The 24590-nt window shown below is 34.8% G+C and carries 25 protein-coding genes and 1 pseudogene; 9 read left to right on the forward strand and 17 right to left on the reverse strand.

Annotated features, from left to right (window positions below):
- Positions 1-5: 5 nt before the first annotated feature.
- Positions 6-419 carry a VOC family protein gene (locus PQF83_RS20275; protein ID WP_141402924.1) on the reverse strand — a complete coding sequence of 138 codons (414 nt, stop codon included), beginning with the start codon at positions 417-419 and terminating at the stop codon, positions 6-8.
- A 48-nt stretch (positions 420-467) separates the two neighbouring features.
- On the opposite strand from PQF83_RS20275, the gene PQF83_RS20280 reads away from it, so the two are divergent.
- The 4 genes from PQF83_RS20280 to brnQ2 all read left to right on the forward strand — a co-directional run bounded on the left by PQF83_RS20280 (position 468) and on the right by brnQ2 (position 3071).
- A complete protein-coding gene (locus PQF83_RS20280) occupies positions 468-683 on the forward strand; it encodes a spore coat associated protein CotJA (RefSeq protein ID WP_001046258.1) in 216 nt (71 codons plus the stop codon).
- Between the two features lie 8 nt (positions 684-691).
- Positions 692-955 (forward strand): spore coat protein CotJB, encoded by a 264-nt coding sequence (locus PQF83_RS20285; RefSeq protein ID WP_000194491.1) that lies wholly within the window; start codon positions 692-694, stop codon positions 953-955.
- 12 nt (positions 956-967) lie between these two features.
- Entirely contained in the window at positions 968-1537 is a 570-nt protein-coding gene (gene cotJC / locus PQF83_RS20290; protein WP_000265273.1) for a spore coat protein CotJC, read from the forward strand.
- Positions 1538-1754: 217 nt separating this feature from the next.
- Entirely contained in the window at positions 1755-3071 is a 1317-nt protein-coding gene (brnQ2, locus tag PQF83_RS20295; RefSeq protein WP_001260893.1) for a branched-chain amino acid transport system II carrier protein BrnQ2, read from the forward strand.
- A gap of 44 nt (positions 3072-3115) precedes the next feature.
- Here the strand turns inward: brnQ2 and PQF83_RS20300 are convergent, their stop codons facing one another.
- The 3 genes from PQF83_RS20300 to PQF83_RS20310 form a co-directional block, all read right to left on the reverse strand.
- Positions 3116-4120 carry an ABC transporter permease gene (locus tag PQF83_RS20300; protein ID WP_000269951.1) on the reverse strand — a complete coding sequence of 335 codons (1005 nt, stop codon included), beginning with the start codon at positions 4118-4120 and terminating at the stop codon, positions 3116-3118.
- A 1-nt stretch (position 4121) separates the two neighbouring features.
- A complete protein-coding gene (locus PQF83_RS20305) occupies positions 4122-4988 on the reverse strand; it encodes an ABC transporter permease subunit (RefSeq protein ID WP_000239660.1) in 867 nt (288 codons plus the stop codon).
- Positions 4989-5076: 88 nt separating this feature from the next.
- Positions 5077-5811, reverse strand: coding sequence for a YwaF family protein (locus PQF83_RS20310; protein ID WP_000388673.1), 735 nt, complete (start codon positions 5809-5811; stop codon positions 5077-5079).
- A gap of 211 nt (positions 5812-6022) precedes the next feature.
- Between PQF83_RS20310 and PQF83_RS20315 the strand changes: the two genes are divergently transcribed.
- The 3 genes from PQF83_RS20315 to PQF83_RS20325 are packed head-to-tail and all read left to right on the forward strand — an operon-like array spanning position 6023 to position 8975.
- On the forward strand, positions 6023-7126 hold the full coding sequence (locus PQF83_RS20315) for an efflux RND transporter periplasmic adaptor subunit (protein ID WP_000728818.1): 1104 nt from the start codon (positions 6023-6025) through the stop codon (positions 7124-7126).
- Positions 7123-7797, forward strand: a complete 675-nt coding sequence (locus PQF83_RS20320; RefSeq protein ID WP_000609099.1) for an ABC transporter ATP-binding protein — start codon at positions 7123-7125, stop codon at positions 7795-7797. The genes PQF83_RS20315 and PQF83_RS20320 overlap by 4 nt, the downstream gene beginning before the upstream one ends.
- Positions 7798-7823: 26 nt before the next feature.
- On the forward strand, positions 7824-8975 hold the full coding sequence (locus PQF83_RS20325) for an ABC transporter permease (RefSeq protein WP_001996759.1): 1152 nt from the start codon (positions 7824-7826) through the stop codon (positions 8973-8975).
- 111 nt (positions 8976-9086) lie between these two features.
- Here PQF83_RS20325 and PQF83_RS20330 read toward each other — a convergent pair whose 3' ends face one another.
- From PQF83_RS20330 to PQF83_RS20350, 5 genes are all read right to left on the reverse strand, one after another.
- Complete coding sequence (locus tag PQF83_RS20330; protein ID WP_048520129.1) at positions 9087-10310, reverse strand: 3D domain-containing protein; 1224 nt, start codon at positions 10308-10310, stop codon at positions 9087-9089.
- 203 nt (positions 10311-10513) lie between these two features.
- Positions 10514-11815, reverse strand: a complete 1302-nt coding sequence (locus PQF83_RS20335; RefSeq protein WP_000912189.1) for a C40 family peptidase — start codon at positions 11813-11815, stop codon at positions 10514-10516.
- Between the two features lie 115 nt (positions 11816-11930).
- Positions 11931-12914 (reverse strand): glycoside hydrolase family 25 protein, encoded by a 984-nt coding sequence (locus tag PQF83_RS20340; protein WP_000509862.1) that lies wholly within the window; start codon positions 12912-12914, stop codon positions 11931-11933.
- A 4-nt stretch (positions 12915-12918) separates the two neighbouring features.
- Positions 12919-13338 carry a phage holin family protein gene (locus tag PQF83_RS20345; protein ID WP_000930103.1) on the reverse strand — a complete coding sequence of 140 codons (420 nt, stop codon included), beginning with the start codon at positions 13336-13338 and terminating at the stop codon, positions 12919-12921.
- 764 nt (positions 13339-14102) lie between these two features.
- A complete protein-coding gene (locus tag PQF83_RS20350) occupies positions 14103-14486 on the reverse strand; it encodes an ArpU family phage packaging/lysis transcriptional regulator (protein WP_000437483.1) in 384 nt (127 codons plus the stop codon).
- A 369-nt stretch (positions 14487-14855) separates the two neighbouring features.
- On the opposite strand from PQF83_RS20350, the gene PQF83_RS20355 reads away from it, so the two are divergent.
- Positions 14856-15209: a helix-turn-helix domain-containing protein gene (locus tag PQF83_RS20355; RefSeq protein ID WP_000402994.1), complete on the forward strand. Its 354-nt coding sequence runs from the start codon at positions 14856-14858 to the stop codon at positions 15207-15209.
- 916 nt (positions 15210-16125) lie between these two features.
- A complete protein-coding gene (gene entC / locus PQF83_RS20360) occupies positions 16126-17517 on the forward strand; it encodes a cell wall-binding protein EntC (protein ID WP_048520127.1) in 1392 nt (463 codons plus the stop codon).
- A 21-nt stretch (positions 17518-17538) separates the two neighbouring features.
- On the opposite strand, the pseudogene PQF83_RS20365 reads toward entC, so the two are convergent.
- The 8 genes and pseudogenes from PQF83_RS20365 to PQF83_RS20400 all read right to left on the reverse strand — a co-directional run.
- A pseudogene (locus PQF83_RS20365) lies at positions 17539-17772 on the reverse strand (hypothetical protein); the annotation flags it as partial.
- Between the two features lie 218 nt (positions 17773-17990).
- A complete protein-coding gene (locus PQF83_RS20370) occupies positions 17991-19076 on the reverse strand; it encodes a DUF871 domain-containing protein (RefSeq protein ID WP_000440031.1) in 1086 nt (361 codons plus the stop codon).
- Positions 19066-19344: a hypothetical protein gene (locus tag PQF83_RS20375; RefSeq protein ID WP_000900037.1), complete on the reverse strand. Its 279-nt coding sequence runs from the start codon at positions 19342-19344 to the stop codon at positions 19066-19068. Before PQF83_RS20375 ends, PQF83_RS20370 begins: the two co-directional genes overlap by 11 nt.
- Positions 19320-20630, reverse strand: a complete 1311-nt coding sequence (locus tag PQF83_RS20380; RefSeq protein WP_001013054.1) for a PTS sugar transporter subunit IIC — start codon at positions 20628-20630, stop codon at positions 19320-19322. Before PQF83_RS20380 ends, PQF83_RS20375 begins: the two co-directional genes overlap by 25 nt.
- A gap of 82 nt (positions 20631-20712) precedes the next feature.
- Positions 20713-21018 carry a PTS sugar transporter subunit IIB gene (locus tag PQF83_RS20385; protein ID WP_000275647.1) on the reverse strand — a complete coding sequence of 102 codons (306 nt, stop codon included), beginning with the start codon at positions 21016-21018 and terminating at the stop codon, positions 20713-20715.
- A gap of 1 nt (position 21019) precedes the next feature.
- The gene (locus tag PQF83_RS20390) at positions 21020-21340 is read right to left on the reverse strand and encodes a PTS lactose/cellobiose transporter subunit IIA (RefSeq protein ID WP_000131334.1); all 321 of its coding nucleotides are present in this window, start codon (positions 21338-21340) and stop codon (positions 21020-21022) included.
- Positions 21341-21451: 111 nt separating this feature from the next.
- Positions 21452-23392: a BglG family transcription antiterminator gene (locus PQF83_RS20395; RefSeq protein ID WP_000169840.1), complete on the reverse strand. Its 1941-nt coding sequence runs from the start codon at positions 23390-23392 to the stop codon at positions 21452-21454.
- 74 nt (positions 23393-23466) lie between these two features.
- Entirely contained in the window at positions 23467-24555 is a 1089-nt protein-coding gene (locus PQF83_RS20400) for a DUF871 domain-containing protein (RefSeq protein ID WP_001253343.1), read from the reverse strand.
- Positions 24556-24590 lie beyond the last annotated feature (35 nt).

Consider the following 24590-nt stretch of genomic DNA (forward strand, 5'->3'; position numbering starts at 1 on the left):
TCCGTCTATTCATCCTTCTCTACCACTTGAAGTTTATATCCATCTGGGTCTTGTACTACAATACTCTTTGCATATTCATTTTCTGTATATAAAATTTCATAAAACGCTAGCTTCTTTTTCAATTTCTCTATGTCAGAAATCGTAAATGTTAAATCCTCACATGAATCTGTAACACTTTTTTCCTGCCCACCTAACATGCGATTCATAACAAAACTAATTCTCGTTGAATCGGCATCATACCAAACCCCCGTTACATCTAATTGTGGTCTTTCTAAACTAGGTTTAATTCCTAAAATCCCTTCGTAAAAATATAACGTTTCCTTTAAGTTTTTCACTTCCAATACAATGAATTGTTTCACAGTCTCCACATTCATTCCCCCCGTACCTATTACTTTTTTATATGTGTCATAAATGCTCATTATGTCTGAATACAATACGTAGTAATGAACATGTAAGGAGGTTTATTCGTGAATAAATATATGAGATCATTCGTGCCCTATCATAGTCCTCAAGATCCTTGCCCTCCTATCGGAAAAAAATTTTACTCTACTCCTCCTAATTTATTTTTAGGCTTTCAACCGCCAAACTTACCACAATTCACGCCAAAAGAAGCGCTACAAAAAGGGACTTTATGGCCTGTTTTTTATGACTATTATGAAAATCCTTATAAAAAAGGGCGGTGACTACTGACGTGACTCAATCGCTACCAGAAGAATATTATAAGCTGTTACTGGAGCTTCAAGAACTAGACTTTGTACTAGTCGAACTCACTCTTTATTTAGATACACATCCAGATGACACTGCCGCGATTAATCAATTTAATGACTTTTCCTATAAACGAAGAGTATTAAAACAAAAGATGGAAGAAAAATACGGGCCACTCCAACAGTTTGGAAACAGCTATTCTAATGCCCCTTGGGAATGGAGCAAAGGTCCTTGGCCATGGCAAATATAAAGGAGAGAAACTATGTGGATTTATGAAAAAAAATTACAATACCCTGTTAAAGTAGGAACTTGCAATCCAGCACTTGCAAAATTATTAATTGAACAATACGGCGGTGCAGATGGAGAATTAGCTGCTGCACTCCGTTACTTAAATCAACGTTATACAATTCCTGACAAAGTCATTGGCCTACTTACTGATATTGGTACAGAAGAATTTGCTCATCTTGAAATGATTGCTACAATGGTTTATAAGCTGACGAAAGATGCGACTCCTGAACAAATGAAAGCTGCTGGTCTTGACCCTCATTACGCTGATCATGATAGTGCACTCCACTACCATAACGCTGCCGGTGTTCCATTTACTGCAACCTATATACAGGCTAAAGGTGATCCAATTGCCGACCTATACGAGGATATTGCGGCTGAAGAAAAAGCACGCGCAACATATCAATGGCTTATTAACTTATCAGATGATCCAGATATAAATGACAGCCTACGCTTCTTACGTGAACGAGAAATCGTCCATTCACAACGTTTCCGAGAAGCGGTTGAAATTTTAAAAGAAGAACGTGATAAAAAAATATTTTTTTAAAACACGTATCCTAGTGATATGTGTTTTTTTACGCTATAAGTTAAATCCTTCCTATTAAACATATAAATAGTATATTTATTCGATTTAATGCATTATTTTTTAATTTTTTCAAAATTCCCTATTGCTTTCTAGTCATCAGACCTTTAAAATAATAACAGTTACTCGACAAATTATTTGAATTTTCGACAAAAACACTCATTAGGAGGATTTTCTTTATATGCGTACAACTTTAAAACCAGCGCAAATACTTTCGATTAGTTTACTACTATTCGCAGTTTTCTTCGGTGCTGGTAATATGATTTTCCCGCCCCTTCTCGGTCTTTCTTCCGGAGAAAATATGTGGATTTCCATTACAGGATTTATTATTACAGACGTCGGTTTATCTTTACTAGCTATCGTCGCTGTTGCCCTTGCCGGTGGTAGTTTTAACACTTTAGCAAGCCGTGTTCACCCAAAATTCGCAGCAATATTTGCTATCATTATTTATCTTTCAATCGGCCCACTATTTGTTATTCCACGAACTGGATCTGTATCTTACGAAATTGGGATTGCACCACTTTTCCCAGACCAATGGTACTCTATGTTAATCTTTAGTGCGATTTTCTTTACAGTCGTCTACTTCTTATCATTAAATCCATCAAAATTAGTAGATCATATCGGAAAAATATTAACACCAATTTTACTTGGAATTATTGCGATTATGGCAACAAAAGCAATTCTTTCACCAGGAACGTTTGCAGAACCTGTTGGTGACTATAAAGAAATTCCGTTTTTCAAAGGATTTCTTGAAGGATTTTTAACGTTAGATGCAATCGGTGCACTCGTACTATCAACAATTGTTGTAAATGCAATTCGCCAAAACGGTATACAAGAGAAGAAATCTATCGCTAAATATACAATTATTTGCGGAAGCATTGCAGCTCTATTTTTAACAATTGTGTACTTCTTACTCGGTTATATCGGTGCTTCAAACGGCAACTTAGGACAATTCGAGAACGGTGGTCAACTATTAGCGACTGTTATGTACCACTTCTTTGGGACAAGCGGTAATGTTTTATTAAGCATCGCCATTATCTTCGCTTGTTTAACGACAGCAATTGGTGTTGTAAGTGCATTTGCCAACTATTTCGCAACAGTATTAACAAATGTTTCTTACAAAAAGCTCGTACTATACGTTTGTATTTTCAGCTTCGTGATTTCAAACTTAGGTTTAAGTTTATTAATCAAAATTACATTACCTGTATTAATTATTTTATATCCAATTACGATTATTTTAATTTTCGTATCATTTATAGATAAATATACGAAACGTAAACCTTCTGTCTACATCGGAGCAATGATCGCAGCATTCATTATTAGTTGTATTCATGCACTTGATAATGTGGGAATGATACCAAGTTTTATCGCTAATATCGTACACACGATTCCTTTTTATAACTTAGGAATCGGTTGGATCGTTCCGGCAATAATTGGTGGTATAATCGGATACTTTATTCCGCAAACAGAAGCTGAAGGCGAAGTTTCTACAAAATAAAGTAAAGAAGCAAGCATGAAATACATGCTTGCTTCTTTTTATTTTCACATCGTATGCTTAAAAGTAAATAACTCTTCTTTCGACTGCACAACAGATTGTTCCTCTTCTACAACATCCTTCTTTAGCTCTCCTCCTAACCTTACTTTCATCATCGCCTCTTCGATACTTTTTACAATCATATTTCCTGAAAAAATAGTAAGTCCAAAAAATGTAATCGGAACGAGAGGGATCCACGGATTCACTGTTAATGATCTAAAATAGACTCCAATTAACCCTGACCATTCATGTGTGTAAGATTCTATTTCTTCTATCGGTCCTAAAAACTTAATCGTTCCGCCAAAGAATATTTCTAGTAACCCTAAGTGCATTAAAATAGTAAGAGTCTGCGTAAACTGCTGAAAAAATACAAGTATAAACGTCATATAAAGGTGCGGAAAAAGATGTTTTATAACAATATGTCTTCTCGATCCACCTAATATGCGCGCGGCATCAACAAATTCCTCCGTTCGCAATTTACGAACTTCCTTCGCAACATACAGTGCAATAACTGGCATTACAAGCATTACAAGTAAGACAACTTGAAACGAAGCCCTTTCAAAAAAGGTTGTTGTTTCCTCCCCACTTCCAAATGTACTTGCAAATTGAAGAAAAAAATACGCAATCATAACTGTCGGAATAACTGTAAAACTATCAAAGAAAGCCTCAATTTTTGAAAATCCTCTTTTTATATACGTTCCGAGTACGACACCGAAAAACACACCTATTACCATTCTAAGTGCCGCAATTAAAATAGATATACCAATCGTCCACTTCGCGCCCTCAATGACTAAATGTAACAGGTCATACCCTTTCCGGTCTGTCCCGAGTAAAAATTGTAATGAAGGTGGAAACGGTGGCACTTGTGGATTTTCATCCGCATCATATTGCAATGTAACTTGTCTAATATGTCCATCATTCCATAACGTATTTCCGATGCTCAAAAGAACTAATAGGAGAAGAAACCCAATACTTATCCAAAATCTTTTATCACGTTTTATATACGTCCACATATTATAATCTCTCCTTCATCGCAGCCGGAATGAGATAATGAAACAATTTAAATAAAATAAAAATCGGAATATATATAAGAAGTACACTAACAATGAAAACCTCAACTCTAATACCGAAATACGATTTCAAAAACATAAAAATACCACCCGTATTAAAAATCCATTCTATAATATATAAATTAGATAACATAAAAAAGATATTCGTTTTCGCAAAGAATAATGTACTAAGCAACACATTTCGTAAAATATGGCGATTTAAAATATGAAAGCGCCCCAGCCCTTTCGCCTTAGCAAATAGTACATAATCTTTTTCTAGTTCATTTTCAAAACGAAGCACGATCATTTTTACAAACATAATCGTAGTCGGGATGCTCAAACACAATATTGGCAACCCCCTAATCGACTCGCCTCCAATTGAAGCAATTTGAAAAGGTAAAAAACCTGTTTGTTTAAAAAACCATACAACTAAAATTTGTGATACTAAAATAAGAAGGATATCTGGAATGGATTCTAGGAAGATAAGAAATGATTTAATTCGATGTTGTATACGCGGTGAACTACTCATAATTACATAAACAATACAAAATGCTACAAATAATGAAATGAAAAAAGCAGCTAAAAATATAATAATTGTTTCTTTATAATGGACAAACAACTGTGGAAATAAAAATTTATCTCCCACATATTTAAAATTGGAGATGTCCATTAAATTCACAAACACTTCTTGTAAACTCTTTATGTACTGTGATGCATGCAGCTCAAATCCATAAAATAGTTTCGGCAATGTCCCTAAACAAATAATACCCAAAATCGAAATAAGAAATTGAAACGTCACTTCCATCCCATTCAAAAATACTTTTTTGACCATTTTCGCCCTTCTCTCTCTATAATTTACCTCTTAATTTTATTCTTAATTTTCTGAATTGTAAATATTTAATATATAAAAAATCGCTAGGTTATGACCCTAACGATTCTTTGTGTAACTGTTTTTCTCTTTTCGCAAACGGCATATACAAAATAAAACATCCAATAAGCGCAGCTATTTCTAATGAAATAATATAGTAAGGATGTGGTCCTAACATATCAAGTAATGAAGCTGTTTCTGGCTTATGAGCTAAAAACATATAATTACCACCTGTTTTGTAATTTACAAACGAAACAATCGGAATCAATATGTTTAAAAATATCATTGTGCGTTTAATAGATTGTACTGTCGGACGATATCCTTCCACCCAAGTCATAAAGAGCGGTGCCCAAATGAGCAATATATGCGCGATAAAATATTCAATGAACCGAAAATGCGGAAAAGCATACTGCAAGTTTGGCGTTAAAATGGCTTGTGATGCACCAATAATTCCTGTAAAAAATACAATCTCATATATACGGTAACTTTTCGTTATGATCATAATTGACGCTAACAACAAACTAATCGTACATAACTCAAACGGTAATGAAGTGGCTAGCTCAAAAATCCCTGCTTTCCACTCCCACATATGAAGTCCAATTTCACTCCCTATAAATAGAAATGCAATCGCATATCGAACCGTTATATTCCACTCATTTTGACGTAATACATCTTGGTATTGATATAAAAAAACGATTCCCACCAACAGAATAAATAATATAATGGCATGTTGCCTTGAGTAGGGAATAAACGGTTTTAATGGATGCGCACTAAAATAAGCTTCCATCTTCCTTCCTCCTCTCCTTCATACAATATTATTGTAAGAAAAAAAACACGCGTCAATTCATTTGCTTACACTGGGACAAGCTCTACCTTACATTTACATATTCATACCTTACAAAACTGTAAGGTTATTGTAAGCTAAAACGATTTGTCAGATTCTTTCCCTCTTCTATACTTAATGTAGATACTAAAACGAACGAAAAGGTGATAAATAGATGAAGAAGAAAAATAAAGTGTTAATTACTAGTGTAGTAGCAATCGGAATTGCAGCTGGATCATACTTTGCATTTGCTGGCGGCGGTTCAGAAGTAGCAATGGCATATAGCGGATATAAAGTAACAGAAAAACAGATTGAAAACGCGCAAAAATTTGGCGGTGAAGTCATTCCAAACGGAATTGAAACAATTTCATTTGATCCAACAAAAGGTACGTATGAATTAGCTGTAAAAAAAGGTGATGAAGTAAAAAAAGGGCAGCTTCTATTTAAATACAATGACCCAACTGCGAAACAAGGTGTAACTGAAGCAGAAATGCAAAAGAAAATCGCCCAAAAAGAAGTAACATTATTCCAAAAACAAATTGATGCAGCGAAACAAAAATTACAAAAAGATAAAAATGCAGGTCTTCCTGCTGAAGCATTAAAAGCATCAGAAATCGAGGTACAACAATTAGAATCACAGCTTGAAATGAAAAAGTTTGAAGTTGAAAAAGCTGATGAAATGATTAAAGCAGCAAAAGAGAAAGTAAACACACTTTCTGTAACGAGTCCTGCTGATGGCGTAATTGATGATATCGTAAAAGTCGCTGACGAAAAAACAGGTATGAGCGGTATTACACTTCGTCATGCTGGTCCATTTAAAGTAAAAGGTCAACTTTCTGAATATGAGCTTGCTAGTATGAAAGTTGGGCAAGAAGTTACTGTTTCATCAAAAACCGTTGCTGGTAAGACTTGGACAGGAAAAGTAACAGAAATCGGTTCTACTCCATTAAAGAGTATGGACGAAAACAAAACAGTTTCTAACTATCAATTCACTGTCACTTTAGATAATAGTGAAGAATTACAAAACGGCTTCCACGTTTACGTAACAAGTAAATCTGGCGAAGCAACTGGTACAATTGTTCCGAAAAGCAGCATCGTGAAAAAAGGTGATAAAAATGTTGTGTTTGTTGTAAAAGACGGTAAAGCGAAAGAACAAACAGTTACTGTTGAATTCGAGACTGATAGCGAAGCAAAAGTTTCTGGAGTGAAAAAAGGAGAGGAAATTATTTCTAAACCTGAAAAAGACTTAAAAGATGGTATGGAGGTTGTCGCCCAGTGATTAACTTAAAAGGCATCACGAAATCCTTCCAAAATGGTGCAGAGTCCGTTCAAATATTACACGGAATTGACGTAACACTGAACCAAGGAGAATTCACTTCGATTATGGGACCTTCTGGTTCTGGTAAATCAACATTAATGAACATTATTGGTTGTTTAGATAAACCGACGACAGGTACGTACGAACTAGCTGGTCAAAACATTTCAAACATGTCTGAAACAGAACTTGCACACGTACGTAATAAAGAAATCGGATTCGTATTCCAAAACTTTATGTTATTACCGAGACTTTCAGCACTTCAAAATGTAGAGCTCCCTCTTATTTACGCTGGAGTCGATAAAAAAGAAAGGCGCGAGCGCTCATTAGCTGCTTTAACAAAAGTAGGTTTAGCTGATCGTGCTACTCACCTGCCGAACGAATTATCAGGTGGACAAAAACAGCGTGTCGCTGTTGCACGCGCAATCGTAAATAACCCGAAGTTTATCTTAGCCGATGAACCAACGGGGGCACTTGATACGAAAACAAGTACACAAATTATGGACCTCTTTTACGAATTAAATAAACAAGGCTCAACAATCATTATGATTACCCATGATCGTGAAATTGGGGAAGCAGCAGCACGTCAAATTGTAATTCGTGACGGAAATATCGTCCAAGATTGGAGAGGTTAATTTTGAACACGAGTGAAAATATACGCATGGCCCTTTCCTCTATCTTTGCTCATAAAATGCGTTCTATTTTAACGATGTTAGGTATTATTATCGGTATTAGTGCCATTATTACTATCATTTCAATGGGTGATGGTACAAACGCAAAGTTTAAAAAAGAGTTAGGCCAAGGGAAAGATAACGAAGTAACGATTTACTACAACAATCCTGACTATGGAACAGATAATGCCAAAATTACAGCTGATATGCTAAACCGACTGCAAACTGTACCAGGCGTTAAAGATGTATATCCAGATGTAAGTATGAAAGTAAAAGCATCTGCTGGTTCAAAAGATGTAAATCTTGATTTAAAAGGCGGAACAGGCGCCTTTATGACAGATTCGAAGATAAAATTAGTTCACGGTCGTGAATTAAACGACAGTGAGCTAAACCAAGCAATCCCTGCTGTTATATTAAATGAAGAAGCTTTCAACAAATTATTTAGTGGTTGGGAATCAAATCAATACGCAGATATAAAAGGAAAGCCGTATAAAATAGTCGGTGTATACGAAACGAAAAATGACTTTGGAATGCCTATGCCTGAGGGTTATACATCACTTGAAAACGCGCCTGTCATTTCAGGAGTAACTGAGTATGACTCTGTAAGATTAACAATGACCTCTCCGGCCGAACGTAAAAGTGTAGAAAAACAAGCCGTTTCTGTTTTAAACGAAATGAAAGCTCCTAAATTTGAGCACAAATTCGAAGCACAAGACTTAGGTGAATTTACGAAGCAATTAGATGAATCAATCGGTATGATGAAAATGGTATTCGGTGGTATTGCCGCTATCTCCTTACTTGTTGGTGGTATCGGTGTAATGAACATTATGCTTGTATCTGTAACAGAGCGTACACGTGAGATCGGTATTCGTAAAGCTCTTGGTGCAACGCGTGGTAAAGTATTAACACAATTCTTAATTGAATCTTGTATTTTAACAGGACTCGGTGGTTTCATCGGTTTCATGCTCGGTATCTTCTTCGCTTGGATCGTCTCCATCTTTGCTGGATGGCCACTCGTTGTCTCAAAAGAACTTGGACTTCTTGCAGTAGGTATCTCCATGTTAATCGGTATTATATTCGGTCTACTACCAGCTAACAAAGCTGCAAAACTGGATCCAATTGAATGTTTACGATATGAGTAAAAAAGAGGTTGCCTACGTGCAACCTCTTTTTCTATACCAAAAGAAATGAACAACTTTATTATGTGCATCATCTAAGCAAATCTCAAATAACAATATTCGTGTATTAAAAGATTAATTAAGAATTCTTATTTTCACCTTTTTGCGTCCCCACTTAATAGCTTCTCTTTCAGTCGGGAAAAGTACATCAATTATTTTCCCTTTAATAGCACCACCCGTATCACCGGCAATGGCTACACCATAACCCTCAACATCTACTTGCGTTCCTAATGGAATTACTTTAGGATCAACAGCAATTAACTTGATATTTGGGTTTTTCCCTATATCAATACCATATGCAGTAATGCGTTCATGTGGAGGACTGTTCTCTACACTATACGCTGTAGACTCGAAAACCATTTCAATGCCACCGTTTGGATTAATCCATTTTTCCCCTTCATAAGAAATAATCTTTAACCAGCCACTTGTTGTACCATCAATAACAAGCACCTCTTGTGCTGAAAAAGCTTGGCCTCCATTTCCTTTTGTGGATACAAATGATGGTTCATTGTACGTGTAGAATGATTTTTCTACATACTTTTTCTCACCATTTGGATTGATCCATTTTTCTCCTTCATAAGAAATAATCTTTAACCAACCACTTGTTGTGCCATCAATCACAGGTACCTCTTGCGCTGTAAAGACTTGGCCTCCTCCTCCTTTTGGGGATACGAAAGATGGCTCATTATACGTGTAGAATGATTTTTCTACATACTTTTTCTCACCATTTGGATTGATCCATTTTTCTCCTTCATAAGAAATAATCTTTAACCAACCACTTGTTGTACCATCAATCACAGGTACCTCTTGCGCTGTAAAGACTTGGCCTCCTCCTCCTTTCGCAGATACGAAAGATGGCTCATTGTACGTGTAGAATGATTTTTCTACATACTTTTTCTCACCATTTGGATTGATCCATTTTTCTCCTTCATAAGAAATAATCTTTAACCAACCACTTGTTGTACCATCAATCACAGGTACCTCTTGCGCTGTAAAGACTTGACCTCCTCCTCCTTTTGGAGATACGAAAGATGGCTCATTGTACGTATAGAATGATTTTTCTACATACTTTTTCTCACCATTTAAATTAATCCACTTCTCGCCTTCCCAAGTTTGAATTTTCCACCAACCATTGTTTCGTTTTTCCCTTATAAGAATGGTTTGAGGCGGATATTCCACGCCTCCATTTGATTTAACTGATGTAAAAGAAGCTTCATTATATGCATAAAATGACTTTTCTACATTTTCCTTCGTATCCGCATTCGCTAATACACCCGTCATTACACTATGTTTTAACATATATATCACCTATATCCTTTCGTATATTTCAATTAATAATCTCTGAAACAATGAATATTTCATTTTAGAAAATTCATTGTGGTTTTTCATAACTATCAAAAACAGCTATCAAAATTGATAGCTGTTTTATAATCTATTAAATCACTTTATTTAATTACCCTTATAAACATCTTAAAAGATGTTTATATGCTAACGTTGCTAACTTATTTTTGAAATCTACCATAACCAAGGAAATGTTTTTGATTATATGAACTAAACACATTTCCTCTTACAACACCCGTCTGTTCACTTCCTGCATGAATGAACTCACCGTTTCCAAGATAAATCCCCATATGTGATGGGCCAGGTGTATATGTGTTTTGTAAAAAGACTAAATCTCCAGGCTGCGGATCATTAATTTTAATTACCATCGGCCAATATCCTGCTACACTATTCCTTGAAATACTATACCCATTATTTTTATATACATAGTATATGAAACCACTACAATCAAAGGAATTAGGCCCCGATGCTCCAAAGACGTATGGCTTCCCTAATTGTTTTAGAGCTAATTCAATTACTCCTGAGACCTCAGAAGCATTTGGATTAATCCATTTTTCTCCTTCATAAGAAATAATCTTTAACCAGCCACTTGTTGTACCATCAATAACAAGTACCTCTTGTGCTGAAAAAGCTTGGCCTCCATTTCCTTTTGCAGATACAAATGATGATTCATTGTACGTATAGAATGATTTTTCTATATACTTTTTCTCACCATTTGGATTGATCCATTTCTCTCCTTCGTAAGAAATAATCTTTAACCAACCACTTGTTGTACCATCAATAACAGGTACCTCTTGCGCTGTAAAGACTTGGCCTTCTCCTCCTTTTGGGGATACGAAAGATGGCTCATTATACGTGTAGAATGATTTTTCTACATACTTTTTCTCACCATTTGGATTAATCCATTTTTCTCCTTCATAAGAAATAATCTTTAACCAACCACTTGTTGTACCATCAATAACAGGTACCTCTTGCGCTGTAAAGACTTGACCTCCTCCTCCTTTTGGAGATACGAAAGATGGCTCATTGTACGTATAGAATGATTTTTCTACATACTTTTTCTCACCGTTTGGATTGATCCATTTTTCTCCTTCATAAGAAATAATTTTTAACCAGCCACTTGTCGTCCCATCGATAACAGGTACCTCTTGTGCTAAAAAGGATTGGCCTCCTCCTCCTTTTGCAGACACAAATGATGGCTCATTATACGTATAGAATGGTTTCTCTACATACTTTTTCTCACCATTTAAATTGATCCACTTCTCGCCTTCCCAAGTTTGAATTTTCCACCAACCATTGTTTCGTTTTTCTCTTATAAGAATTGTTTGAGGCGGATATTCCACGCCTCCATTTGATTTAGCTGATGTAAAAGAAGCTTCATTATATGCATAAAATGACTTTTCTACATTTTCCTTCGTATCCGCATTCGCTAATACATCCATCATTACACTATGTTTTAACATATATATCACCTTTCCTTTTCTTCTACTTAATTTATATAAAGTAACGATCCCATTAATTTCAAATAATACTTAATAAAAAATACAAAAGGCCACTTAAATAAGTTGGCCTTTTGTATTATCTAATTACTACATGTTCTTCACGAATCCAACGATTCCCACCAATATCAACATGTCCATCTTGACGCCCAAATAATCGATACGGCTCGCTACCATCGACAAAACCAGTATCTTTTCCATTCGGTCCATCGTAATGTCTAATTTGATAACCAGAAGGATATTTTGAATAAGCATAAAACCATTGAACATCGAAATGCTCTAATTTTGCCCATTGTTGATCCCCGCCGAAATTAATCATATATTCTGGGATCCACCAAGCTTTATAAATTAAATATGGGTTTTTATCTTTAATAGAATTACCTGAAAATATAAAATCAGTTGGATTTGTATTTAAGTTCACCTCATATCCAACAGGATATTTTGAGATAGCGATCCCAATACCTACCGGTCGACTTTGTTGCCCATTGTTATCACCATTTCCATCAAGAAACCAAGATAATGACTTGTTACCAATTAAATAATTCAAATCACATTTACCAATACCAGATACATTTCCTGTCTCAGTATACTGCCAAATGTCACAAGGATAAGCTGGTTTATTCCCGCCATAACGTGGAATCCATGTAAAATCAGCTTTAATATTTGCTGCACCAAACGCTTCATAAGTATGATGCCCTACGTATAAACCAACTTTTTTTGCTCCTAAACGGCGTAATTCATCGATAAATGCTTGCGTCCCACTTTGCATATCACCCATTGTCTTAACCTCAACGTCTGCAACCCAAAATAATGCACCTTTGTCACCTCGCGCCCAAAAATCTTGCGCTTCTTTCTTAGCATCCGCAACAGACGTAAAGCGGCAAAATGCGTAATTTCCATACGGTACTTTATAACTTTTCATAGCTTGAACGTATTCTTTATACATAGGATCTACGTAATTTGAGCCATCTTGCACCCTAGCAATAACTAAATCAAGCTGTGGAGCCGCTACACTCCAATCTATATTACCGTTCCATTTTGAAATATCTACAATGTGTCCCATTACTTCATTTCTCCTTTTTATGTTCTTGTTTTTGTTCATTATTTAAAACTTCAACAGCACTGATTAATATTTTCGGAATCTTAATCCCTATACGACCAGCATTTTCTAAAACTGATAATGCTTCATTTCCTATAAAGAAAAAGATTGTTGCTTCTCGAATTCCACTATTACTACCAAATAATGAATCTAGCTGTGCTGCAACTCCAATTAATAAAAATAACATCACCTTTTTAGCAATGCCCTTAAAGCCAACTTTACTTTTCAATTCTCCGCTATACCCTGCTGCAATCATTCCAGACAGATAATCAATAACTGCTATTATTACCAATACTTTCAATGCAACATCAAACCCTCCAAAAAAATACCCACAAAAAGCTCCGAATGTCGCTCCAAATATCTTTATTAAACTAGCAATATGAGCCACGTTCCTTTCTCTTTTTTCAAATAAAAAAGAAAGACAAATGTCTCTCTTCGCTTTTTATTAAATCACTAAGATTTATTTGTATAGGAGGGATAGTTTTTATCTTTAATAACCTTTTCCATACTAATTAATTTTTAATTAGGCTACGCTTTGCACCTTTATAGTTACTTACTTCTATATTTTTCCAAATTTGTTGATTCAGGAGAAGTGTATACATATTTTCTTCCTTTATCATACCTCCTTGTACTACTCTTTTACCTAATACACCAAAAGCTATTTCGCTACTTTAAATGTATTAAGTTTGAGAGTATATAAACTTATTCAACCCTTAAAAATACTATCTTCTCATTCCTAAACTTGCTTAAATGTAGGAGGTTAAACATACATGAAATAAAAAATATTCATTTGTATATTTAGCTCAGATAATATCTACAAAGTTGAGTAATACACACACCACACAGGAGTACTCTTACCTCCAAGGCCCCGCTGGTTATCTACGCGAACAAAGTGCATGGTGACCTATGAAAGCATCACTGTACGATAACCCGAGTGCGTCCTATTCTGGTGGAACGCTTATTCACCAGAAGGGATTTTGTTTTCCCCTTCTGATACTAAGATTATCATTCATCCATATTTATAAATTCCCCTTAATTATCCCTCTCTTCATCGGAAATTTCTCCTTCTACTATCTTTATTGATTATGTAAATCTATTGAAAATATCTCACTATTTTCCCATTCGGATATAGTAAACCTTTACTTATGATGCTCAAATCACCCCTAAAGCCGTAGCAATTAAGCGAAGAGCATTCTTCTTCTTTTCATAATAAGAGTCTTTCTTTATTAACAATTCATTATAAATATAATCATCTCTTAATTTTTGATCGCTTAAATACTTCATCTCAATAATGTTTCTCTCGTCCTCATCTAAGCTATACTTTAAAGCTTTTTCAACCTGTCTATACTTCATTTGATTAATCTGCTTAGTATTACAAATTTCAGGAAACAAATCAATTTCCCCCTGCTGTTGCACAACATCATCTCCAAAACGCACCTTTAATGCACGATGTTCCTTCAAAATACTTATAACTACTTTTTGTATTTTCTTTTCTGTTTCTTTATCCATAATTGATAATAAAATTGGTTGTTCCAAATTAAAAACCTCCTAAGAATATAATTTATTTTTGTATAAAATTCTTCTTACTAAAAAAACAATCTATATTTATTGGAGAACATAATTCAATCTGCTTATTAAAACAAAAGCATTTTTCTAATGAGAATCTATTTCTCCTAGCTTAGTTTCATACAGTGAAACCAAATACTTAAAAATTTTTTTATGCTATGAAAAGTTTTGTATTCCCTTTCTTTAACCTTACGTATTTCACAAATTGAAGGATCAAACAGTTCTTTACATAGCTTCAAATTATATCAACCCTTTCCTCTTTACGTTTTCTATCTGAAAACTTTATAATAAAAATAAGAGTTATTTTTGGAAACTCGTTTAAAGGGGAGACAATATATAATGGAAATAAAAGATAGATTAAAACAAATTAGAATACATAATAAGCTAAGCCAAGAACAATTCGGGAAAGAGGTTGGCTTAACAAAAGGAACTGTTTCTAAATTTGAAAATGGGAAAGCCTTTCCTGGACGAGAAACATTAGAAAAAGTTTCAAAAAGATTTAATGTTACTATTGACTACTTATATGGAGAAAGTAAAGAAATAGATTTAAATGCACACAAATATAAAAAGTTTAAAGAAATCATGGAATGGCTAGAACCGTTACCAAAAGATGAAAAAGATATAGCATTAGAACAAATGCTTTCTATCGCTCAGGCGCTAAATAAAAATCATACGAAACCTGAGAAGAAATAGCCTATTTATTTAGAAGAATGGCTATTTCTTTTAATTTTTTCTATGTATTCATCTAATTTCTCTGGGGCTATCTTTACTATCGTATTTATAAATAGCTTAACGATTTCCTCTTTTGTCATCTCCAAAATCCTCCATCACCTTTAACAGGATAATGATTTCTTACTGAACTACTTTCCAACTTATCATTACTAAATTTTCTTTATTTAATCTCCCTCCTATATATACTCATTTTCATAACTATTTGTATATGTTAAACCACGCACCTAATTCCCAAAAAATACTACAAAATATCTTTATGAATATTTTACCACCAATCGAACTTTTGTTCTATATTTAGTTTATAATTCTTTAAAAAACAGCGTATAATCATTCTATTATTTGTAATTCGAAGCAAATCTCCACTATTTTTTATTGTATTGAAGAATAATTCAATTTTATCAACGTTTTATTAAAAATATGAATCTACAGGAATTCACGAACCAATTCATAACAATATCGTCCCTTTAAATCATGTTTCTTCTATTATATATGTTTCATGTTGCGATTATCTTTTTATCCTTGCAACTTTCATTTCGCATTACCACTATCCTACAATCCTATTATTGCAAAAATAATATGTGACACCCTAAAATCAAGGCGTAATTTTTTCCATACCTCGACTTATTTTGTAACAATTATAGCGATATTTTATTAAATTTCACCTCATTTTTATTTCTCCACAACTAAAATAGTTATTTTTACATAACTAATTTTCTGTTCCGACAGCAAAATACGCCATTTTTGTAATGATTACGAAATAATTACGTAATACTATAGAAATACTATTAACCTATCAGAAATTGAAATACTACCTTTTTTATGCATCATGTGCTCTAACCTCCCCTAAAAACTATAAGAAAGCGCTTTTAGGATATTACTGGAATTATTACAAAATATTAATGACCCGTTACGAAAGCTTTGTAATTTTATGTTTTTCGCAAATAAGAAAATAATGGTTGCTATAATGAGGTCAACGAAAACAAATGCAATGGAGGCTATTATGAAAAAATTTATGGGTATAGCAACAGCAGCGGTTTTTGGTCTTGGGATTTTCACAACATCTGCTAAAGCAGAAACAATCGTAACGACTGATGTACTAAATGTACGAGAAAACCCAACTACTGAATCAAAAGTTGTAGGAAAATTATTAGATGGATATAAAGTTAACGTTTTACATACAGAAAACGGATGGTCAAAAGTGAAATTGAATAGCGGTAAGGAGGCTTTCATTAGCGCTGACTACACAAAAGACACTTACTACGTAACAGCTAACGTATTAAACGTACGTGCTGGTGCAAACACAGACTCAGAGATTCTTGGGAAATTGAAACAAGATGACGTAATCGAAACAACACACCAAGTTGAAAATGGTTGGATCCAATTTGAATATAACGGAAAAACAGCTTACGTTCACGTTCCTTACTTAACAGGTAAAGCTCCAGTTAAAGTTCAACCAGTAGTTAAAGCTGAAAAAACAACTACAGTTCAAGATACAGCTAAAGCCGTGGCAACAACTAAAGCTCGTGAAGTAGCTGAAACGCAAGCAAAAGCTAAAGCGGAGGAAGCAACTAAAGCTCGCGAAGCAGCTGAAGCTCAAGCAGCGGCTAAAGCTCGTGAAGCAGCTAAGGCTCAAGAGACAGCTAAAGCTCAGGCAGAAGCTAAAGCTCAAGCAGAAGCTGAAGCTCAAGCAGAAGCTAAGGCTCAAGAAGCAGCTAAAGCTCGTGAAGCAGCTAAAGCTCAAGCAGCAGCTGAAGCTCAAGCAGCGGCTAAAGCTCAAGAGGCAGCTAAAGCTCGTGAAGCAGCTAAAGCTCAAGAAGCAGCTGAAGCTCGTGAAGCAACTAAAGCTCGTGAAGCAGCTGAGGCTCAAGAAGCAGCTAAAGCTCGTGAAGCAGCTAAAGCTCAAAAACCAGCTACACAACAACCTGTTGCAAAAGAAACTGAAACAAGTGCACCATCATCTTCTCGTGAGTTACGCGTTGTAGCAACAGCTTACACAGCAGATCCACTTGAAAATGGTTATAAAGCAGGCGACCAAGTAAAATCAGCTTTAGGTCACAACTTAACAGCTAATCCAAACATGAAACTAATCGCAGTTGATCCAAGTGTCATTCCATTAGGTTCAAAAGTATGGGTTGAAGGTTACGGAGTAGCAATCGCTGGTGATACTGGTGGAGCTATTAAAGGAAATAAAATCGACGTTTTAATGCCTGATAAAGGTACATCAAGTAACTGGGGACGTAAAACAGTTACAGTTAAAGTATTAAACTAGTTTGTAAAAAAAGAGTCAGTCTCATTGAGGCTGACTCTTTTTTTGATGCTTACATTCTTTCTCTTGGAAGTAAGCAATATTATCTCGAAGCCACTTCCTCTCTAACATAAACAAGTTCCCACGTTTTTTGTGCACTTTGTCAAACGTCTGTAAAACTTCTTCATGATTAGCAAACTTATGTAAAAAATGAAGTGCAATGATAACCTCTGATTCATCTGTAGACTCTACTTCATTTTTACGTCTCCTAGAAACAAGAACAAAGCGATAAATCATTTAACTGCCTCGCTTCTTCATACGCACATTGCCGAACTCCTGCTTCTTCGTCAGCCATCCGTCTTAATAAATCATCTATATACTCTTCCATCTCCTTCTCTCCCGTCCAAATTAAGTCTATCTCTTTGCATTCTATATACGATAAACCACTATTTCACCAAAAAAAAGAGGATGCCACGGCATCCTCTCCTTGTACTTCCCTATTCCACACAAGTAAACTGCGTCCAAGCTCCTACATAATCTAGTAAGAATAACTCTTCTTCTGCAATTGTACCGACAATATTTTTTCGTTCATCTATCGGCATTTCTTTTAGAATGATTTGTAATTCGCCTTTATACTTACCAAATGAGTTGTTACCAATTACAACTTGGCCTCTTTCCTGTCGTACACTTTCGCGCACCGGGAAGTCATAGTCTTTGTACTTTTTACGTACTTCTGTAGAACGTACCATATATTCTGTTATGTCACCGCGTCTTACGTGTAATTCTTGCAGCGTGGCTCTCTTCTCTACTTCAGTCGCCTCGTCTACAAAGTTTACTTTCAGCTGTAACATGTAACGATTTAAGTTTCCTAGTTTCTCTAACTCTTCTTCACTCGCATAAGCATTTCCGATAATAACGTCATCAATAAGCCCTGTCGCCCATAAATGTTTCGCTTGTACTTCAATCGGTAAGTTACGATGCTGTTCTAATGTACATAATCCGTCGTTAATATCCCATGGGCCGATGTTAGCTGCATGTGACGTAATAAACGCTGCCGTGCGAATACCATGTTTTTTAAAGCGTTCACTACAGCGAATGAAATAGTCGTACGGAAGTCCAGTAAATTTTTGCGGATAGAAGTTATGACAACCGATTAAAGCTGACTTATTTGCCTGATGCGAAAGAATATTTTCTAAGTAAGCAATATCGTTACTTACGTTCAGCTCAATTTTTAAGCCGTACGGATTATTCGTCATTTTCGCTTCAGTTAATCCGTCAAACCCTAAATCTAATCGAATACCGTCTGCACCTAACTCTGCGAAGAATGATAGATCACTATAACTAATACCGAGCTGATCAAAGACAGCTGGAGCTACATCTAAAATAACTTCCATATTGTTATCTTTTGCGTGATGAATAATTTCTTTAAATTCAGCTACAATTTCTTCTTTCGGACGATTCACAGACAATAGGCATGTGAATATTCTTGAAAAACCGTGGCGTGCCGCTGCCGAAATGTATGCCATATCTTTTTCTTTCGTTGAATGCTCTGGATAAAGTGAAATTCCTAATTTACGCTCCATGCTTTTGCATCTCCTTCACACGTTGTATTAATGCCATGCTCGTAAATCTATATTTTGCAGATAAACATGTTGCACATAAAATCGTTGGTACAATAATTACGTACGGTGATTGTAAGCTTAGCATTACATAGGCACCCATTGAACTACCGATAAATACAATTGATACTAGTAGTAAAACTAATAAAGATTTACTTTGTACCCATTTTGAATAATGTGCAATACACTGCCCCGCTACAAATGTAATTAAGATGATAATTGCTCCGAGCATTCTGTTTTCTCCTCTCCTGCTAATTGTTGTTTCTCATACATTTTGAAGAACGGATAGTAAATAACGAATGAGATAACAAAGTTAACAAGTACAAGTACACCAGCCATAATTGTCCAGTCCGTACTAATAATCGCTGCAATTGGCGCTAACATCGTAAATGGCAATTTCGCCATCATCATCGGAATCATACCTGAAACAACTGCGAAATATGATACTGTCGTTGTAACTAACGGTGTAATTACGAACGGAATAATTAAGATTGGGTTCATTACAATTGGTGCCCCGAAAATAATTGGTTCATTAATATTGAATAAGCCTGGCACGAATGATAATCTACCTAACTCTTTTAAGAACTTAGATTTAGAGAACATAAACATAATTACTAAAGCTAACGTTGAGCCTGATCCACCAATCCATACGAACCATTGAATAAATTGCTCTGTAAATAAGTTTGGTAATTGATGTGCATTTCCTGTAGCTGTGAATACTTCCATATTTTCAAGAATTGCAGAATCCCACATTGGACGAATGATCGGTCCTAAAATCGCAGGGCCATGTATACCGAATGACCAGAAGAATACGATTAAGAATACTGTTAATAAACCGCCGAATAAATTATTTCCTACTAATACTGATTTTAGTGGTGCGATTAAATATGTGATTGTTGTATTTACATCAAATTTCAAACCGTAGCGAATGCCCCAGAATAAAAGAATAACTGCTAACGTTGGAATTAATGCTGCAAACGAATTTGAAACTGCTGGTGGTACACTATCTGGTAATTTAATTGAGATATTATGCTTAATCATAAAGTGATAAATTTCTACTGCAATTAAAGCTGTAACAATTGCGCCGAATAAAGATGTTGCACTTAATGTTCCTACTGAAATGTATCTACCTGCATCAATAACACCTGGTACGGCTTTCGTAATTTGAATGGGTTCAACTGATGCTAGTAAAAAGGCGAGTACAGATAATAACCCTGCACTTAACTGATTGAGCTGATAAAAGTTCGCGAGCGAAGCCCCTACCCCAAATGCTGCGTATAACGCCATTAGTCCTACTGTAAATCGGAATGGAATATCTAAAATATGGCGAAACGGTGCAATCCACTCCATATATGCATCAATTGGTAAGTTTAAAAAGATAACGAAAAATGATCCGACAATCGTTAACGGTAATGTAGAAATAACCCCGTTTCGAATTGCTAATAAATGTCGCTGTCCGGCAATCTTTTGTGTTGTTGGCATAATCTTTTGTTCCATAAAACTCATAAAACCATTCATCAAAACCCCTCCTCTTTCTCTTTTCTATGAAAGAATGAAATAAAGTTATAACATTATAATGTTTATATTTAAAAAAATATAATTATGCTAAAACTAATTGTTCTGCTTGTTTCAATACTTTCAAACCATCACACATGCCATAATCCCGTTGGTCTATAATCGCAACTGGTATATTGTATGAATTTGCAAGAAACTCTACGGCTGGAAATAAATATTTCACTTGCGGACCAATTAAAACAACATCAGCATTTTTTATTTCCAGTTTCACAAGTTCTGAATCAACTGCTTTAATTTTATAATCCTTCCCTTGTTTCATTGCCTCTTCTTGCATTTTTCTTACAACCATACTCGTTGACATGCCTGCTGCACAACATAATAAAATGTACATCTTATACTGTCACTTTCTCTTCTATTCGTTTATGAAGAGTGATAAATTCTTCAGCAAGTTCTTTCACTGTAATTGCATTCATTAAATGATCTTGTGCATGCACTAACAGTAAACTGATTTCTGCATGATTTCCTCCTGCTTCTTCTTGAATTAAGTCTGTTTGAATACGATGAGCTGCTGAAATTTCTTCCCTAGCAAGTTTCATCTTTTCACTCGCATTCTCAAAATCTCCTTGTCTTGCAAAAGCAATTGCTTCAAGTGACGCGCTTCTCGCGTTGCCACCATGTAAAATTAACGCAAATGGAGTTTGCATATCAGTCATTTTAAATTCCCCCAAGCCATCTTTTTTCTATATTGTTATCTTATTATGAAAACGCATACAATTAAACATAAAAAACTTCCGTTGTGTAACGGAAGTTTTTATATACTTCTCTTATAACGATAATAATATCTCTTGAAAATCTTCAACCACTTCAGCCTGAGCTAATTTCTCTATCGTATTTTGATTAGACATAATATCATATAAAAAATCATAAAGCTTTTGTAAATCTTCATTATTATTGCGCTTTACACTAAATAAAATAATAACTTGTACTTTCTTATCTCCCCAGTCAACCGCTTTATTAAGTGTACAAAACATCAAAAATGTTTTCTCACTTAATAACTGCATCGGATGTGGAATCGCAACTAAATTCCCAACCGCTGTAGGGGATGTATTCTCTCTTTCCATAACAGAGTCATAAAAGTGTTCTGGGACATAGTTTTTCTCAGCAGCTTTCTCACATAAAAATCGGATAACCTCTTCCTTCGTAGAAGCATTGTGATTTAAAAAGATTAAATCTTCCTTCATATATTGCTGTACACTAGTATTCACATGCGTAAATAACTGCTGACCAATTGACTTAATCTCTTTATCATCAAATATTGAGTTTACTTTTATAACAGGCACAGGTAAACCACTTGGTATATGAATCGTACTAATAATACAATCTATTTTATCTTTATAAAGGTCTTCTACTTTCAATTGATAATAACCGGTAATTCCCACAATCTCTAATTTATCTCGGAACTGTGATAGAATTTTATATTTCAATAGTTGGGCACTTCCTTGACCAGTTGCACAAACTAATAAACATCTTTTCTTTTGATTCTGTTCCTGTAAACGGCTCATCGCTCCGCCAAAGTGAATCGCAATATAACCAATTTCACTTTCCGGAATCGATTCTCCCGTATATTCACCAATTATATCTCCAACGAGAACCGCAATTTCAAAAGCATACGGATAATTCTTTTTCACTTCTGCCAAAAGAGGATTTCTCGTATTTAACTTATACTTCAAACGATTTAATAACGTTTTTAAATGAACACCAAACCCAAATAATAATTCTTCATCATAATAAAAAATAAGATTCCGTTCTTCCGCTACTTTAAAAAGAATATGTTGCATGAATGCATATAGATCTTTTCCTAATAGTTCTTCCACATTTTCATAACGATCTTTCGCTGTAACAGCAGTACTTAATAAATGCATCGTCACATATAAAACTTCTTCTTCTGGAAATGAAAGATGCAACTCTTTCTCTAAATCCCCTAAAATCTCTTTCGCAATTGTATATTCTTTCTTTATTATAAGTTCAGCTTGCTCTACATGTAGTCCTTTCATATAATGTTGATCTTCACAACGCTTTAATGCAATTGCAATATGAATGACTAAATTATCAATTTCTATATCTGATAAGTATATCGTTCCTCCTTCGATATACTTTAATATAATCGAACGGATAAGCGGTATATGAGGTAGCGATAAGTATGTATCATTCTGCTCAAATTGCTCATGAAACGGAGTATGGTCATAACGCGGTAAACCATATTGTGATAAACAAGAACGAATATGAAACTCCTCTCCGACAATACGTATACCATAATACGGTCTCTTTTCAATTTGTAATTGATAGCGACCACATATATCTGTCACATCTTTCATAATTAAATTTACAGTCGATTTACTTACATAAATCTCCTCTGCTAACTGTGAAAGCTTCACATACCCATCTGTCGTTAAAATACGTTGTAGAATGTAAGCTATCCTTTCTTCGTAAGAAGTTGGGATCTTTTCCGTCTGTTTTTGAAATAGACTCACGCAAAACTCTTCAAACTTCTTCGCTTGTATAATTTCTAGTTCGTATCCAGTCCCTCTTTGCGATTCAATTTTCGCTCCATTTTCTTCCAATATATCATTTAATAATTTTATATCTTTTTGAATCGTCTTCGTTGATACATGTAAACGGCTCGCTAAAAAAGCTCGATTTAACATCGATTTCTCTTCTAAAAACTCCTCTAAAATAGAAACTAATCGCTGATGCACCTTTGTCATAGCTCTTCCTCTCGCAATTTATATATAAAAAGGAAAAAGCTGCTGAAATCAGTAGTTTTTCCCTTTTATTTTATCTATTTCTTTAATGTAAATCCGAATTTATCCCATGCTTGCAAATAATCTAATAAGAAAATCTCTTCTTCTACAATTCGACCAACTACATTTGTTTTTCCTGTATTCACCATATCTTTTAATGCAATTTGCAATTCACCTTTATATTGGCCATATTGCTCATTATCAATTAGAAGATCGCCGCGCTTAATTTCACGTGTATGATGAGGTTTAAACTCTTCTTTTTTATATTTCACACGGCTTTGTGTAGAGCGAATCATATATTCAGATACATCCCCGCGATAAAAATGAGGTTCGTCTAATACGATAATTTTTTCTAGTTCTGTCGTTGTATCATATAACTCTATATCAAATGTTTGTTTCTCTTTATTTAATGCACCTAGTGCTTGTAATTCTACTTCTGATGCATAAGCATTCGCAATAATAACATCATCAATTAATTCTGTTGCAAATAAATGCTTCGCTTGTGTTGTCATTGGTAATTCACGATGTTGCTCTAACGTACATAATCCTTCTGTTACTGGCCAAGGTCCATATGTTGCATCAAATGATGAAATAAAAGCAGCCGTTCTCATACCGTAATCTTTAAATTGTTTCGAGCATTTCATAAAATGATCATATGATAATCCAGAATAACGATGCGGATAAAAATTATGGCAACCAATTAAATTTTCGCGATTTGGTCTATGACTCATAATGTTATCTACATACTTCGTACCGTTACTCATATTGATCTCAATTTTTAAGCCATACGGATTGTACGTCATAATTGATTCTTCTAATCCTGAGAAACCAACATCTAAACGAATACCGTACGCACCTAGTTCATGGAAAAACGATAAATCGTTATATGAAATACCTAATTGCTCAAAAACAGCTGGACTAATATCAACTAACACTTGGAATCCTAATGCATTTGCATGAGAAATCGTTTCTTTAAACTCTTCTATAATTTTCTCTTTTTCACCATCTACAGATAATAAACATGTAAATACACGAGTAAATCCGTATTTACTTGCTAATGTTAAATACTCTTTATCTTTCTCTACTGTTGAATGTTCTGGATAAATAGAAATACCTAATCGTCTCATATGTACACGCCTCTTTCTTCATCATATTGTAAACC

Origin of the sequence: Bacillus sp. FF-1 (assembly GCF_028548245.1) — a bacterium.
Taxonomy (GTDB): domain Bacteria; phylum Bacillota; class Bacilli; order Bacillales; family Bacillaceae_G; genus Bacillus_A; species Bacillus_A paranthracis.

Excerpts from the sequence above, each read along its gene's own strand:
- cotJC (WP_000265273.1), top strand. The coding sequence starts at position 968 with ATGTGGATTTATGAAAAAAAATTACAATACCCTGTTAAAGTAGGAACT.
- brnQ2 (WP_001260893.1), top strand. The coding sequence starts at position 1,755 with ATGCGTACAACTTTAAAACCAGCGCAAATACTTTCGATTAGTTTACTA.
- PQF83_RS20310 (WP_000388673.1), bottom strand. The coding sequence starts at position 5,811 with ATGGAAGCTTATTTTAGTGCGCATCCATTAAAACCGTTTATTCCCTAC.
- PQF83_RS20335 (WP_000912189.1), bottom strand. The coding sequence starts at position 11,815 with ATGTTAAAACATAGTGTAATGATGGATGTATTAGCGAATGCGGATACG.
- PQF83_RS20275 (WP_141402924.1), bottom strand. The coding sequence starts at position 419 with ATGAGCATTTATGACACATATAAAAAAGTAATAGGTACGGGGGGAATG.
- PQF83_RS20315 (WP_000728818.1), top strand. The coding sequence starts at position 6,023 with ATGAAGAAGAAAAATAAAGTGTTAATTACTAGTGTAGTAGCAATCGGA.
- PQF83_RS20325 (WP_001996759.1), top strand. The coding sequence starts at position 7,824 with ATGGCCCTTTCCTCTATCTTTGCTCATAAAATGCGTTCTATTTTAACG.
- PQF83_RS20385 (WP_000275647.1), bottom strand. The coding sequence starts at position 21,018 with ATGTACATTTTATTATGTTGTGCAGCAGGCATGTCAACGAGTATGGTT.
- PQF83_RS20390 (WP_000131334.1), bottom strand. The coding sequence starts at position 21,340 with ATGACTGATATGCAAACTCCATTTGCGTTAATTTTACATGGTGGCAAC.
- PQF83_RS20370 (WP_000440031.1), bottom strand. The coding sequence starts at position 19,076 with ATGGAGCGTAAATTAGGAATTTCACTTTATCCAGAGCATTCAACGAAA.
- PQF83_RS20305 (WP_000239660.1), bottom strand. The coding sequence starts at position 4,988 with ATGGTCAAAAAAGTATTTTTGAATGGGATGGAAGTGACGTTTCAATTT.
- PQF83_RS20300 (WP_000269951.1), bottom strand. The coding sequence starts at position 4,120 with ATGTGGACGTATATAAAACGTGATAAAAGATTTTGGATAAGTATTGGG.
- PQF83_RS20380 (WP_001013054.1), bottom strand. The coding sequence starts at position 20,630 with ATGAATGGTTTTATGAGTTTTATGGAACAAAAGATTATGCCAACAACA.
- PQF83_RS20375 (WP_000900037.1), bottom strand. The coding sequence starts at position 19,344 with ATGCTCGGAGCAATTATCATCTTAATTACATTTGTAGCGGGGCAGTGT.
- PQF83_RS20340 (WP_000509862.1), bottom strand. The coding sequence starts at position 12,914 with ATGGGACACATTGTAGATATTTCAAAATGGAACGGTAATATAGATTGG.
- PQF83_RS20355 (WP_000402994.1), top strand. The coding sequence starts at position 14,856 with ATGGAAATAAAAGATAGATTAAAACAAATTAGAATACATAATAAGCTA.
- PQF83_RS20395 (WP_000169840.1), bottom strand. The coding sequence starts at position 23,392 with ATGACAAAGGTGCATCAGCGATTAGTTTCTATTTTAGAGGAGTTTTTA.
- PQF83_RS20400 (WP_001253343.1), bottom strand. The coding sequence starts at position 24,555 with ATGAGACGATTAGGTATTTCTATTTATCCAGAACATTCAACAGTAGAG.
- PQF83_RS20330 (WP_048520129.1), bottom strand. The coding sequence starts at position 10,310 with ATGTTAAAACATAGTGTAATGACGGGTGTATTAGCGAATGCGGATACG.